The sequence below is a fragment of the Halanaerobium sp. ST460_2HS_T2 genome (genome assembly GCF_003337665.1).
GTDB lineage: Bacteria > Bacillota > Halanaerobiia > Halanaerobiales > Halanaerobiaceae > Halanaerobium > Halanaerobium kushneri.
The window spans coordinates 55,667-70,041 of sequence record NZ_QPJF01000013.1 but is presented as its reverse complement, the minus strand read 5'-3'; the positions used below and the strand labels follow the sequence as shown (position 1 = coordinate 70,041).

The following is a 14,375-nucleotide window of genomic DNA, read 5'->3' as shown; positions in this document are numbered from 1 at the left end:
TTTAGCTACTTTAGCTACCGTTTACCAAGATAAAAATTTCTATCTATTTAAATGATAACTGCAAGTACACAAAATTTACTCCTTGTATTTATCAAAATCTATAAAAAAGTCTTTCCATTTATAGCTATCTTCATCATCTTTTTCGTTCTTCTTTTTATTTTTAGCTTTATCTTTTTTAGTTTTCTGCTTTTTAGCCCCAGAATCAGATTCAGCCTGATCTCTGCTGTCAGCCTCAGCTGCTTTGCCATCCATTTCTTTCTGCAGCCAGCGGCGAAAATCTGCCAGATTATTGATTCCGAGTTCCTTAATTGGGTTGATAAAATTATCTTCAACATATTTCAAAGAAGGCTGTCCATCTCTTTTGCGGCGGACTGCCTCTCTAATTGCAGCCAGTGCCAGTTCTTTACTTAAGGCCTGTTCCCCACTGAGCCAGTTCTGAAAAGTTTTCAGCTGAGCTGTATTAGAAGAAAAGGATCTGATTCCATAGGCCCGGGCAAGTTCTTTGGTTTCGCGATGCAGCTTATCCTGCTGCTGCAGCTTTTCGTAGGTAGTGATTTCTTCCTGATACCAGCTGTCAATAATTGCCTTCAGATAAGCATAGGCTCCCTGAAGGTGGTCAGTTGCCCCCTGCCTCTTGAGCCACTTATCAACTCTACGCACCAGTTCTTTGAGCATTTTTGCTTCAAAATCATTAAGCCAGCTTTTTATTTCTTCTCGACGGTGAATATTTCTACTGGCTGGTGGGAGAAAAGAAATTAAAGCTGCCGCAATTTCATTTTTAGAGGCAGAATTACTGTTAATCAGCTGTTTTCTGATTTCCGCCCCAGCAGTAGAGCTCTCCTCTACCACCTTTTTATTTTCATTCTTTTTTAGAACTGCTTCTAAATTTAGAAAACAGCGAAAAAAGTTATTCTCCTCAGCTGGTTTCTGGTTGATAACTCCAGTTCTGGCTAGCCCTTTGAGAGCAGATTTTAAAAATTCAATCTCCATCCCCAGAGCCCCAGCAGCCAGAGGGAGTTCAATTTCAATTTCGCTGGCTTCTTTGCGATGAGTGAGAAGATAAAGCAAAACCTTTGTCTCACTGCCAGAAAACTGGCGCAGAAAACCTTTTTCGATTAAACTGTCACCTAAAGTTAAAAGCTGTCTGCTGTCAGCTTCACTTAGATCTAACGTTTTTTTATAGTAATTAGTATTCATTTTATCACCATTTGCCCTTCAAAAATTTAACACTTACATTTATTATATCAGATCTCAGAGATTTTTTAAGAAAAAATCCAATAAATTTATCAGCTGCAGTTAATAATTATATGTGTTATTTAGTTAAAATTCAACAGTCAGGCAGGAGACTTATCTTGACAGCAACCACTGCATCTGCTAATATTAAACTGAAAAAAAGAGAATAGAGATATTATTGGCTGTTCAGCAGCTAAATTGCTGAAATAAGCCTGATATTTATTTTAAAAGAAATTTAATCTAATTTTGAAAAAAAAGAGAGGGAGATTATTTATGCTTTCAAGGTACAGCCGGGCAGAGATGGAGAATGTCTGGAGTGAGGAGAGAAAATATGAGATCTGGCTTGAGATTGAAATTGCTATTTTAAAGGCCAGAGCTGAGCTTAAGGAAATTCCAGTTAGTGCAGCTGAGAAGGTTGAGCAGGAAGCAGAGGTTGATTTAGCCAGGATAAAAGAAATTGAAGCAGAAACTCGTCATGATATGATTGCTTTTATTGAAGGAATCTCTGAGAATCTGGGTGAGGAATCGCGTTTTATTCATGAAGGAGTTACTTCTTCCGATATTAAAGATACAGCCCGGGCAATGCAGATGCAGCAGGCCTGTCAGCTGATTATAGAAGATTTAAGAAGTCTAAAAAACACTCTGGGCCAAAAAGCTCTGGCCGACAAAGATACAATTATGGTCGGCAGAACACATGGAGTTCATGCAGAGCCCATTACCTGGGGACTTAAGGTTTTAAACTGGTATCAGGAGATCGAGCGGCAGATTACCCGTTTTGAACAGCTGGAAGATATTGTAGCGGTAGGACAGATCTCCGGTGCGGTTGGAACTTTTGCTACTATTGAACCGGCAGTAGAAGAGAGGGTCTGTGAGCTTCTGGGGCTTAAAAATTCAAAGGTTAGTTCTCAGATTCTGCAGCGGGATCGGCATGCTGATTTTATCGAAAGAATTGCCCTGGCTGCTGCTTCTATAGAAAAATTTGCAACTGAAATTAGAAACCTGCAGCGGACAGATATTCTCGAGGTTGAAGAAGGTTTTCGCAAGGGACAGAAAGGTTCATCTGCCATGCCGCATAAAAAAAATCCTATTGTCTGTGAACGTTTAAGTGGTCTGGCCCGGGTAATCCGCGGTAATGTGGTTCCGGCTTTAGAAAATGTAAGCCTCTGGCATGAAAGAGATTTAACTCATTCTTCAGTTGAACGGGTTATACTGCCTGATAGTGCAGTACTGCTCGATTACATGCTGCATAAGTTTAAAGGAGTAATGGAGGAGTTAGTAGTCAATGAGGATAATATGAAGCTCAATCTGGAGAAGACTCTAGGTCTGACTTTTTCTCAGCGCTTAATGCTGGCCTTAGTGGAAAAGGGACTGCGCCGAGAAGACGCCTATGAGCTGGCCCAGAGAAATGCAATGACTGCCTGGGAAGAAAAGAAAGATTACAGAAAGCTGATTGCCGCTGATCAGGAAATTAGAGAATATTTAAATGAGAAAGAACTTGATCAGATTTTCGACTGGCAGGTTTATTTAAAAAACATTGATCGGGTTTTTGCGCGGACAGGATTAATTTAAGGATGCATATTCACTTTATTTTTGTTAAACTATAGTTAAGAGCTAAGAAGTTAGTATTTAATAGTCCTTAACTCAGATAAAGGAGAACTGCTGGAGAGAACAATATTTAATATTTAATTAAAATATTTTAGTAAAACAGTAGAGCTGAAAAGATTAAATTAAAGAATAAGTGAGGAGAGAATTTAAATGTCTAATAAGATAGTTGTTGGTGCACAGTGGGGCGATGAAGGCAAAGGTAAGATTACTGATATGCTGGCTGAAACTGCTGATTTAGTTGTTCGCTATGGAGGCGGAAATAATGCCGGTCATACAGTAATAGTTGATCAGGAAAAATTTGAACTGCACTTGATTCCATCCGGAATTTTATATGAGGATAAAAAATCTGTCCTGGGTGGAGGAGTAGTAATTGACCCTGAGGCCATGGTTGAGGAGATGGAGGGCCTAGAAGATCGGGGAATTTCCCTGGCCAACCTTTATATTTCCGAAACAGCCCATGTAATTATGCCCTACCACAGAATGCTTGATGCCCTGGAGGAAGAACGTAAAGGGGACAGTAAAATTGGAACTACCGGTAAAGGAATTGGACCCTGTTATACAGATAAGACTGCCCGCCGGGGAATTAGAATTGCCGATCTGCTGGATGAAGGCAGATTGAGAGCCAAACTGGAAAAAGCACTTGATTATCATAATGTATTATTAGAAAAGGTTTATAATGCAAAAACATTAAAAGTGGAAGAAATTATTAAAGAATACCAGCCGTACATAGAAAAGTTGAGACCATATGTAACAAATACATCTCTACTGCTTAATGAAGCTCATAAAAAAAATCAAAAAATATTTTTCGAAGGAGCTCAGGGGACATTACTTGATGTAGATTACGGTACCTACCCCTTTGTAACCTCTTCCAATCCGACTGCTGGCGGAGTCTGTACCGGGACTGGTATGGGACCCACAACTATAGATGATGTAATTGGAGTTACTAAAGCCTACCTCACCCGAGTTGGAGCAGGACCCTTCCCGACAGAACTGGATAACGAACAGGGAGAATATCTAAGAGATAAGGGACATGAGTTTGGAGTTACTACTGGCCGCCCCCGCCGATGTGGTTGGCTGGATATTCCGATTTTAAAACATGCAGTCAGAGTTAATGGTTTAACTGAGATTGCTCTGACTAAAATAGATGTTTTAACCGGTCTGGATGAGATTAAAGTCTGTACAGCCTATAAGCACGGAGAAGAAATTGTCGAAGAATTTCCTCCCTATCTGGAAAGTGAAATTCCTTATGAGCCGGTTTACGAAGAATGGCCAGGTTGGGAAGAAGATATTACTGAGATTAGAGATTTTGAAAAACTGCCCGAAAATGCTAAAAAATACATAGAAAGAATTGAAGAACTGATCGGAATTCCGGCTAAAATAATTAGTGTTGGACCTGGCCGGAAACAGGCAATTATCAGATAAATAAAAGACGAGGAGGATCGGTTATGAAGGTATTAATAGTAGGAAATGGAGGCAGAGAACATGCCTTAGCCTGGAAGCTATATCAGAGCGAAAAAGTAGATAAAATCTACGCTGCTCCAGGTAATGATGGAATGTTAGAAATTGCAGAAAGAGTTGATATAGAAACAGATGAGATAGAATCCCTGGCCAATTTTGCTCGTGAAAATGAAATTGGAATGACTGTTGTTGGCCCGGAAGAGCCACTGGTGGCAGGGATAGTTGATTATTTTGTTGAGCGTGATTTGCCGATATTTGGACCTAAAAAACAGGCAGCACTGCTGGAAGGTAGTAAAGCTTTTGCCAAAGAAATTTTAAATAAATACAATATTCCAACCGGAGAGTACGAAGTTTTTACTGATCCGGACTCTGCTCTGAACTATCTTGAAAATGCTGAATATCCTCTTGTAGTTAAGGCTAATGGCCTGGCAGGTGGGAAGGGAGTAATTGTTGCTTCTAATTACCAGAATGCTCAGGATGCGGTTTCCAGAATTATGGAGGATAAGGCATTTGGTGATGCCGGTGACAGAATTGTAGTAGAGGACTTCATTGAAGGAGAAGAAGTTTCTATTTTTGCTCTGACAGATGGCCAGACTATTCTTCCTGTAACCAGTACCAGAGAGCATAAGGCAGTTTTTGAGGGAGAAGAGGGGCCGAATACTGGTGGTATGGGATCATATTCTCCTTCCCCCTATGTAGATGCAGAAGTAATGGATCAGATCTGTCGTGAGATCTTAAGACCGACCCTTCATGCTTTAAACAGTGAAGGGATTGATTACCGGGGTGTGATGCATGTTGGGATTATTCTGACCGAAAATGGTCCGGAAGTAATTGATTACAATGCGCGTTTTGGAGATCCAGAAACTCAGGTTATTATGCCGCTGCTGGCAGAAGATCTGCTGGAGCTGATGCAGATGACCAATGATGTAAAATTAAAATATAAAAAAGAGATTAATGTTTATGGCAGTGATGCAGTCTGTGTGATTCTTGCTGCCGCTGGTTATCCTCTAACTTATGAGACAGGTTATGAGATTAAAGGATTAGAAAATCTTAAGCATCATGATGATCTAATTGTTTTTCATTCTGGGACCAGGCTTGAAGATGGGAAATATTACACTGATGGTGGCAGAGTTCTCGGAATGACAGCAGTTGGAGAAGGAATTTTAAGCGTTATTGATTCTGTTTACGATTATATTAATGAGGTAGAGTTTAAAGACATGCATTACAGAACTGATATTGGTTTTACTATCTCAGAGGTGCCTGAAAACTCAGTTGAGTAATTTAGACAAAAAATCACAAAAACCGACAGGTGCCGTGTACCTGTCAGTTTTTGTTGATATTTGCAGCTGAGATAGAGCTTGCATTTGTCTCCTGGAGTCGGTATAATAAACTTGAGTATGGAACTTATATTTTTATTTTAATAGATGGTTCGACAAAAACTTACAAGTACCGGGTACCCATCGGTTCTTGTCGAATTCAGGAGGTAAAATTTATGTTTAAAAGATTAAAATGCGATATTAATGCAGTTTTTGATAGAGATCCAGCAGCTGACAATCTGCTGGAGGTTATCCTGGCTTATTCAGGTCTGCACGCTCTGCTTTTTCACCGTTTTTCGCACTGGCTTTACAGTAAGGGATTAAGAACGATCCCCCGTCTTATTTCCCAGCTTTCTCGTTTTTTGACTGGAATTGAAATTCATCCAGGAGCAGAAATTGGCTGTGGTTTTTTTATTGATCATGGTATGGGGGTAGTAATTGGTGAGACAACTGAGATTGGTGATAACGTAACTCTTTATCAGGGAGTGACTCTGGGAGGAACAGGTAAAGAACGTGGCAAACGTCACCCTACAATAGGGAACAATGTAGTGATTGGCGCTGGAGCTAAAGTGCTTGGCTCAATTAAAATTGGTGATGATGCTAAAATTGGTGCTGGCTCGGTTGTTTTAAAAGATGTGGAGGAAAATTCAACAGTTGTCGGTATTCCCGGTCGAGTTGTAACCCGTGATGGCCGTAGAGTTCATCCGGAACGCGATTTAGAACATGCTGATCTTCCAGATCCAATTCGGGATAAACTGCGCGAATTGGAAGCAGATTTTTCAAAACTAAAAAAAGAAATTTTAACCAGTGATTCATTTGAAGATGTCGGTTAAAATTGAGAGTTTAAAATTTAATATAAATATTACAGATGACAGTTTCCCTCAGGGAGCTGTCATTTTTTTCTTGCTGTGATATAATAAAATTACTGAATTATAATTTTAATTAAATTTGGGAATTATTCTGCTTTGTTAGTTAGGAGGAAGAGCGAAATGGGTATCAAAAAAATTAAGGTTTCAAACTTTAAAAGTTTTAAAGAACTGGAAGTTAATTTAAAACAATTTAATGTTTTTGTGGGAGCTAATGCGGCCGGAAAGTCCAGCTTTATTCAAATATTTGATTTTATTAGAGATATAATTCGCAGTGGCTTAAGCAATGCTATTTCAATGCAGGGGGGAGTTGAATATCTAAGAAATATTAATATTGGAGATCAGGAGCCCCTTAAGGTAGAGATTATTTTTGATCGCCCCAATATACAGAAGATTGAAAAAGAAAATAATGATAATCTACTCTGTCGAGAAGCTTATGAAAGCAAATATCAATTCAAAATTGATTTTAATGGTGAAGATTATATAGTTAAAGAGGATCAATTAACTCTTAAATTTAAATACCATGAGATTGAAAAGAAAAACCAAATAGCTGAGAAAACTAGAAGACAAAAGGAAATGGGAGAAGTTATTCTCACATTGTTGAAAGAAGATAATAATCTAGATATTAAAATTGATAAAGATACTTTAAAAACAGATCAGATTAAAATTAATAAAGACAATATATTACCTTCATTTGTAGAAGAAATTAGCCTTTCTGATAAGGAATTGATTTTAGAGACCCCATTTGCTTTTATTATTGAGCGCTCACTTAAAGAAATTTTAGGTGGTATTTCAATTTACAATATTAATCCCTTATTATCTAAAAAAGCAACTCCTATAACTGGTAAGGCAGAATTAGAAGAAGATGGGGAAAATCTGGCCATAGTATTAAAAAATATAATTGAAAATCCAGAAAAGGCAAGGAAATTTTCTAATATAGTTAAAGATATTCTTCCTTTTGTCAAGAATATTGATATTGAAAAATTTGCTGATAAATCATTACTTTTCAAATTAAAAGAAGAATATTCCCAAAAAGATTATATTCCAGCTTCAATTCTTTCTGATGGAACTATAAGTACAATTGCTTTAATAATCGCCCTTTATTTTGAAGAGAAAAAAATTGCAATAATAGAAGAGCCTGAAAGAAATATTCATCCTCATCTTATTTCTAAATTGGTAGATATGTTCATTGATGCATCAAAACATAAACAGATTTTGATAACCACTCATAATCCAGAGTTGATCAAGTACATTGATTTGCAGGATTTATTTTTGGTTCATCGTGATACAAGTGGATTTTCTAAAATTACCAAACCCGTAGAAAATAAAGAAGTTAAAATATTTCTTGAAAATGACATGGGAATAGATGATTTGTATATACAAAATTTACTGGAGGTGTAGTTTTGTATAAACAATTATATATCCTAGTTGAAGGAAATGACGATGAAAGATTTTTTAGAGAGATAATCATGCCTTTATTTGAAAATGATTATGATAATATTGTCATCTGGCAATACGCCCAGCAGAAATATAAAAAAATCAAAAAGTTTATTAAAAGTATTAATTCAATGGAGGCAGATTATTTTTTGGTGGGAGATTTGGATGAAAATAGTTGTGTGACTGAAAAAAAAGAGAAGATTTTAGAGGCTTTTGGAAATGTTTCTCTTAAAAAAATCATTGTTGTTATAAAAGAAATTGAGAGTTGGTATCTTGCTGGATTGGATCAAAAAACAAGTTCAAATATTGGTATCCATAATTTTGAGGATACAAATGATTTATTTAAAGAGGATTTTAATGAATTATTAGAGACAAAATATGATTCTAGAATTGATTTTATGCAGGAAATTATAAAGGTATTTTCAATTAAAGTTGCATTAGAAAAAAATAATTCGTTTAGATATTTTTTCAATAAATTTATTAATATAAATTAAATCACTTAAAATGGGGGAATTAAAAATGCAAAAGAGGAAGCTTGGGAAAACTGGATTAGAAATTAGTTTACTGGGATTTGGAGGATTTCATTTAATAGAAATTCCTGCCGATCAGGCTGCTAACTTATTAAATACCTATTTAGATAGAGGAGGTAATTATCTTGAGACTGCGGCTTCTTATGGTGATGGGGAATCAGAAAAGAAGATAGGAGAAATTGTAAAACAAAGAAGAGATGAGATTATACTTGCCAGTAAAACTGGTGTTAGAGATGCTAAAGGAGCAATGGAGGAAATAGATCGGAGCTTAAAAAACCTGCAGACAGATCATCTTGACATTATTTTTATGCATGGTGTTGGTGATCAGGACGATTTAAATGATATATTAAAACCGGGCGGTTCACTGGAAGCAGCTAAAAAGGCAAAAGAAATGGGAAAGGTAAAACATATCGGAATTACTGGACATGGACAGCCTGATGTTTTAATTGAAGCTTTAAAAACAGGCGAATTTGAAGTAATGATGACACTTTTCAACTATTTTGATAAATTCAACTTCCCTAAATTAGAAGCGGAATTGCTGCCTCTGGTTAAAGAAAAAAACATTGGTACTCTCTGCATGAAACCACTTGCGGATGGATTTTTATGGCAGAACGTGGAAGATGCTTTTCGTTATGTTTTTTCTTTGCCTGTAGATGCTGTAGTGACAGGAATGAATAATAGAGAAATGCTTGAAATGGATTTAAAACTGGCAGAGGAGTTTGAGCCAATGAATGAGGCTGAAAAAGAAGAATTGTTCGCTAATGCTGAGGAACTGGGAGATTATATCTGTCGTCAGTGTGATAGCTGCAGTGTATCGCAAAAATTTGGAGAAAATATTAAAGATGTATTTAGAATGGAAGGCTATTTTGATCGTCAGATGTATGATGGCAGGCCCAGAAATCCTGCTGAATATGCCCTGAGAGATCGTCTCCGTTTCTGGTTTGGCGATAGGGAACTGGCAGAAGAAAGATATAAGAAGCTGGAACTTAGTGCGGCAGATTTATTGGAAAAAACGACTGAATTTAAAGCCTGTAAATATGGTCTTGATCTAAAAAACAAGCTGGAGATAGTCGATTATAAACTGGGCGAAAGTGATATAATGAATTAGAATAGAGTTAACAAAAAGCCCAGCTTTCAGGCTGGGCTTTTCTAAAGATTAATATAAAGCCGATTTTACACGACAGCTGTATATTATCTGCATATTTTATAAAGAGACTAATTCATATTCTTTACTGCCCATTCCAATCTCTGCAGCATAATCAATCTGTCTAACTCCACCATCAGTATTTGGATGAACTGCTTTAAACTTATTTTCTCCCGGCTTCAAATCACGATCTTCAAGCATTCCTTTAGGCTCAGCCTGATTAACCAAATCTAAAGAGGCCTGCTCCAGAGCGACCGGATCTTTTGAAGCCAGAATACCAATATCATTAACAATTGGACGATCACTCCAGCCGGCACAATCACAGTCAGGTGAAACATTAGTAATGAAATTAATATAAACATTTTTTCTATCCTTTACAATTCCATAAGTAAATTCAACCTGACGCTCTTCCATACCTTCACTGGTTGACTCCCATTCTACAGAAATTGCATCTGTTGGGCAGGTGACAACGCATTCCCCACAACCAATACAAATTTCATGATCAATATAACTTTCATCTTCATTAATGATAATACAGTTTTCTGGACAGTGTTTGACACACTTCATACATTTAATACATTCTGATTCGGTAATTTCAGGTAGAACTGCCGAATGCATCATCTGCTTTCCAGCTCGACTGCCCAGTCCCATTCCAATATTTTTAAAAGTTCCTCCAAAACCAGCCAGTTCATGACCTTTAAAATGAGCAAGACTAATTAAAACATCTGCCTCCAGTACTTCCGAAGCAATACGAACATTATCAAAATGCTTAAGATTAACTTCAACTTCAGTAGAGCCTTTACCTTTTAGCCCATCTGCAATAATAATTGGTGCCTGGACGGTAGCATAACCAAATCCATTTCCGATGGCTGAGTTTAGGTGATCTACAGAATTGGACCTTTGTCCACTGTAGAGAGTATTAGCATCAGTCAAAAATGGTTTTCCTTTTAATTTCTTTGCAATTTGAACAATTTCGCGGGTAAAAACCGGTCTAATAAAAGCTGTATTTCCGGGTTCTCCAAAATGTTGTTTAATTGCCACAAAATCATCTTTCTCAATTAATTCGTGAAAACCTGCCTTATAAAACAATTTCCCCAATTTTTTAACCATACTTTCACTATTCGTTGTTGATTTCATATCGGCAATATAAACTTTGCTTGCCATAAAAAATCTCCCCTTTCAAATAAAATTGATTTGTAAAGTCAGTGTTTTTAATTAGCTGATTGTATTTTGTCATTTACTTTAATGGCAGTTTTGCTGCCCAGGAGTCCCAGACAGTAGATTGTAATTCCAATTATAATTAAAAGCCAGCTCGAATTTTCACTCAGCAGTTTGTAGCCCAGTAAAAATTCACTTAAAATTATAAAACTAATAAAACCATAAAACGGGAAAAAAGCAGTGGAGAAAACAATTTCAGTCTTTCTCTTATATTTTTTAAAAATATAAGAAGTGATTTCTGTCAAAATTCCTGCACTCAAAATAGCTATTCCCATAAATACAGTAATGAAACTCATCATTATAGCAAAAAGAAGTGATAGAATAAGAATAACTCCATTTTTATTTATTTTTATTAAAGGAAAAGTATACATAAAGGCCAAAAATGGCGCCATCATAATAAATTTTGAGCCGGGTAAAGGCAGAATATAAGAAGAAAAATAAAAAATAAAACCTAAGACAATAATTAAGGCAACTGTAATTCCCATCAAAGAAATTTCTCTATTTTTAAAATGCATAAATCTCTCCTCACAGTTAAATTATTTCTGTTTTTTGATTAAGACGCCCATTGTTTCATAAGCAAAATCAACTGCCTTAAGGTATTTGTTATAAAGTTTTTTTGGATCAAGCTGATTTTTTCTTTCTATTAAGGCAACCTGGTCCCATTTAACTCGCTCAAAAGCAATAACAAGATTTAAGATTTCTCCCATTACCCCTTCTCTGATTAAAATTGCTTCTTTTATTTCTTCTGTCAGAGCTGTTTCCTCCATAATTTTTGCCATAGATCTATTTAAAAAGGCATCCAACATGGAAAAAATCCCCATTGTAAAAAGGTCTTCGCTTTTATCAGCTGCGTTAAATTCTTCAGCAAGCGATTCGGCAAATTTAGCTCGGGTTAGTGTATTAACAAAGAGAATATTTGGTTTATCATCTTTTAAACCATTAATTAAGTAGAGAAGACTCCATTTTTTAAGACCTTTAACGCCAAGTAAAGCAGAAGCCTGTTTAATTGAAGCCACATTATAGCCATAAGAAGCTGAGTTAATAGTTTTTAAAAGGCTAAAAGACATAGAAATGTCATTTTTTATAAGTTTTTCTATTTTGTCGAAATCGACATCTGCTTTATTTAACTCCTTTAAAACATTAAGATAATTTATTTTATAACCTGGAGTTCCACTATCATTTACCATGTCAGCTTTTGTAAAGAAAACCCCCTGAAAATAATCAAAGCCGGCTGCTTTTGCTTCTTTAAATTGATGGTGTTCATCGATATTTTGGGCCAGAAATTTTATTTGCGAAGAGTTTTTATTCCTTATAGTTTCTATAAAACTTCTGTGCTCGGTTTTAGAAGCCTTTTTATAATCAATTTTGATAATATCTGCATACTCATAAAGGTTAACAGCTGGATTTTTTACTGATTGATTTAAAATAAGCAGACAGCCGTTATCTTTTAATTTTTTGATTGTATTGATTATCTCATTTTTCAGCTTAATATCTTCCGAAATTTCAATACCTAGATTATCTTTTGAGACAAGTTGAGGTACTTCACTCTGGATCAAATCAGCATTAAAATGAATAAAAACTTTTTTGCCATCAGCGAGATTGCTGTTTTCAAAGAACTTAATATCATCGCTAATTTCTTCTATAAAAAGCTTTGAGTTTTCTGATATACCTTTTTCTTCAATAGAATTTTTGAAGATGATCTCATAAGCAAATACTTCTTGATTGGAGTCGAGAACTGGCTTCCTGGCAGCAATATATTTTCCCATTTAATATCACTCTCTTTTTGAAATTATTTTATGTACTTAATATTCCCTGCTTAAATAATTATTGGTAAAATAAAAGCTTTAAAATACCGTTAATGTAAATTATACACTAAAAACTATAATTTTACAAAAAAAATAGCCCGGTAGGTTGGGGGTCCTCCGGGCCTTTCACAGGGGAAATTCTTCTATATCAAATTATCGGGGTAAACTTTATTAAAAAAACAAAAAATCGACAAAATTTATATTAAATATTAATTATTGTTAGGCAAAGATTCCAGTAGAAAGATATCGCTCACCTGTATCAGGAGCAATAACAACAATTCTTTTTTCTTTACCGACTTCTTCTGCCAGTTTGAGGGCAGCGGCAACTGCAGCACCAGTCGAAATACCAGCAAAGATACCTTCTTTTGCTGCTAAGTCCTTAGCGGTTGCAAATGCTTCTTCATTTGTTACCTTTTCAACTCGATCAATAATCTCAGTATTTAAAACTTCAGGTATAAAACCTGCTCCTATACCCTGAATTTTATGTGAACCGGGTTTATCTCCAGAGATAACAGCAGAATTTTCAGGTTCAACAGCTACCACCTGCAGATTATTAATTCTTTCTTTTAGTTTTTCACCTGTACCAGTAATTGTGCCACCGGTACCTACACCGGCAACCAGATAATCAATTTTAGCTTCTGTTTCAGAAATAATTTCCTGAGCCGTTGTCTGCCGATGAATGTCAGGATTTGCAGGATTTTTAAACTGTGAGAGGATAAATCCATCTCGCTCAGCTGCAATTTCTTCTGCTTTTGAGATAGCACCTTTCATACCTCCAGATGCTGGAGTCAGCACTAATTCTGCCCCATAAGCCTTAAGCATCTGTCTTCTTTCCTGACTCATTGATTCGGGCATTGTCAGCACAACCTTGTATCCTCTGGCAGCTCCAACCATGGCAATTCCTATACCTGTGTTTCCACTTGTTGGCTCTACTAAAACACCACCTGGTTTAATTTTACCTGATTTTTCAGCTTCATTTATCATATTAAAAGCTATTCTATCTTTAACACTGCCACCAGGATTGAAACTTTCGAGCTTAAGTACAACCTCAGCAGAACCGTCACTTACTAAATTATTCAATCTGACTAAAGGGGTATTTCCAATTAATTCAGTTACATTATTATAAATCATAAGTACCTCCCAAAACTTTTAGATAAAACTTTTTTAAAGTTGAGCACTTTACTTTGATTTATATTATAATATAGTATAGTAATACTGTCAACTATATTATAAAAAAAGAATATATTTTTGTATTTCTATTTGTATTTCTAGCTGAGATAGTAATAATTTTGACATTTTTTTCAAAAAAGGTATAATGTAATTATCATAGAAATATGTATATAGGTTAAGTGACAGAGTCATTATTTAAAAATAATATTTAATCTAATTGCTAAACGAGGAGGAATTAAAATGTCTCATTTCTTTGCAAAAGTTTTTTCGACCATGGTAGCTCTATTAGTGGCTGCTTATTTACTGCCCGGTATTACAGTTACCGGAGTCTGGGCCGGTTTTTTTGCAGCTGTTGTTTTAGGATTTGTCAATGGATTTATTAGACCTATTTTTACTATTTTGACAATACCGTTTACAATTCTTACTTTTGGATTGTTCTTACTGGTGATAAATGCAATTATGCTTTCTTTAACTTCTGTTTTAGTGCCCGGTTTTGCAGTCAGTGGCTTCTTTTCGGCGTTGATTGCTTCTATTATTGTAAGTTTTGTATCAAGCATCCTGCACAATATGTTTGAAGAGTAATTATCAATTTT

At 35.8% G+C, this 14,375-nt stretch carries 13 protein-coding genes; 8 read left to right on the top strand and 5 right to left on the bottom strand.

From position 1 onward, the window contains the following. Window positions 1-75 precede the first annotated feature (75 nt). On the bottom strand, window positions 76-1,197 hold the full coding sequence (locus DFR80_RS07755) for a DnaD domain protein (RefSeq protein ID WP_076544057.1): 1,122 nt from the start codon (window positions 1,195-1,197) through the stop codon (window positions 76-78). Between the two features lie 309 nt (window positions 1,198-1,506). Here DFR80_RS07755 and purB point away from each other — a divergent pair, with 309 nt between their 5' ends. From purB to DFR80_RS07720, 7 genes are all read left to right on the top strand, one after another. Next, window positions 1,507-2,802, top strand: coding sequence for an adenylosuccinate lyase (gene purB, locus DFR80_RS07750; RefSeq protein WP_076544058.1), 1,296 nt, complete (start codon window positions 1,507-1,509; stop codon window positions 2,800-2,802). A 186-nt stretch (window positions 2,803-2,988) separates the two neighbouring features. Continuing rightward, entirely contained in the window at window positions 2,989-4,260 is a 1,272-nt protein-coding gene (locus DFR80_RS07745) for an adenylosuccinate synthase (RefSeq protein WP_076544059.1), read from the top strand. A gap of 23 nt (window positions 4,261-4,283) precedes the next feature. Next, window positions 4,284-5,576: a phosphoribosylamine--glycine ligase gene (gene purD, locus DFR80_RS07740; RefSeq protein WP_114489657.1), complete on the top strand. Its 1,293-nt coding sequence runs from the start codon at window positions 4,284-4,286 to the stop codon at window positions 5,574-5,576. 212 nt (window positions 5,577-5,788) lie between these two features. After that, window positions 5,789-6,445, top strand: a complete 657-nt coding sequence (gene cysE / locus DFR80_RS07735; protein ID WP_114489656.1) for a serine O-acetyltransferase — start codon at window positions 5,789-5,791, stop codon at window positions 6,443-6,445. A 156-nt stretch (window positions 6,446-6,601) separates the two neighbouring features. Beyond that, entirely contained in the window at window positions 6,602-7,879 is a 1,278-nt protein-coding gene (locus DFR80_RS07730; RefSeq protein WP_076544061.1) for an AAA family ATPase, read from the top strand. Window positions 7,880-7,881: 2 nt separating this feature from the next. Further along, on the top strand, window positions 7,882-8,409 hold the full coding sequence (locus DFR80_RS07725) for a hypothetical protein (protein WP_114489655.1): 528 nt from the start codon (window positions 7,882-7,884) through the stop codon (window positions 8,407-8,409). A gap of 25 nt (window positions 8,410-8,434) precedes the next feature. Continuing rightward, a complete protein-coding gene (locus DFR80_RS07720) occupies window positions 8,435-9,553 on the top strand; it encodes an aldo/keto reductase (protein ID WP_114489654.1) in 1,119 nt (372 codons plus the stop codon). A 96-nt stretch (window positions 9,554-9,649) separates the two neighbouring features. On the opposite strand, the gene DFR80_RS07715 is transcribed toward DFR80_RS07720, so the two are convergent. The 4 genes from DFR80_RS07715 to cysK all read right to left on the bottom strand — a co-directional run bounded on the left by DFR80_RS07715 (window position 9,650) and on the right by cysK (window position 13,743). Beyond that, window positions 9,650-10,753, bottom strand: a complete 1,104-nt coding sequence (locus DFR80_RS07715) for a DUF362 domain-containing protein (RefSeq protein ID WP_076544064.1) — start codon at window positions 10,751-10,753, stop codon at window positions 9,650-9,652. Window positions 10,754-10,800: 47 nt separating this feature from the next. Next, window positions 10,801-11,322, bottom strand: coding sequence for a hypothetical protein (locus DFR80_RS07710; protein WP_076544065.1), 522 nt, complete (start codon window positions 11,320-11,322; stop codon window positions 10,801-10,803). A 21-nt stretch (window positions 11,323-11,343) separates the two neighbouring features. Beyond that, on the bottom strand, window positions 11,344-12,573 hold the full coding sequence (locus DFR80_RS07705) for an EAL and HDOD domain-containing protein (RefSeq protein WP_114489653.1): 1,230 nt from the start codon (window positions 12,571-12,573) through the stop codon (window positions 11,344-11,346). Window positions 12,574-12,831: 258 nt separating this feature from the next. After that, window positions 12,832-13,743 (bottom strand): cysteine synthase A, encoded by a 912-nt coding sequence (gene cysK, locus DFR80_RS07700; protein ID WP_114489652.1) that lies wholly within the window; start codon window positions 13,741-13,743, stop codon window positions 12,832-12,834. A gap of 279 nt (window positions 13,744-14,022) precedes the next feature. Here cysK and DFR80_RS07695 point away from each other — a divergent pair, with 279 nt between their 5' ends. Continuing rightward, a complete protein-coding gene (locus DFR80_RS07695) occupies window positions 14,023-14,364 on the top strand; it encodes a phage holin family protein (protein ID WP_076544068.1) in 342 nt (113 codons plus the stop codon). The last annotated feature ends 11 nt before the right edge of the window (window positions 14,365-14,375 follow it).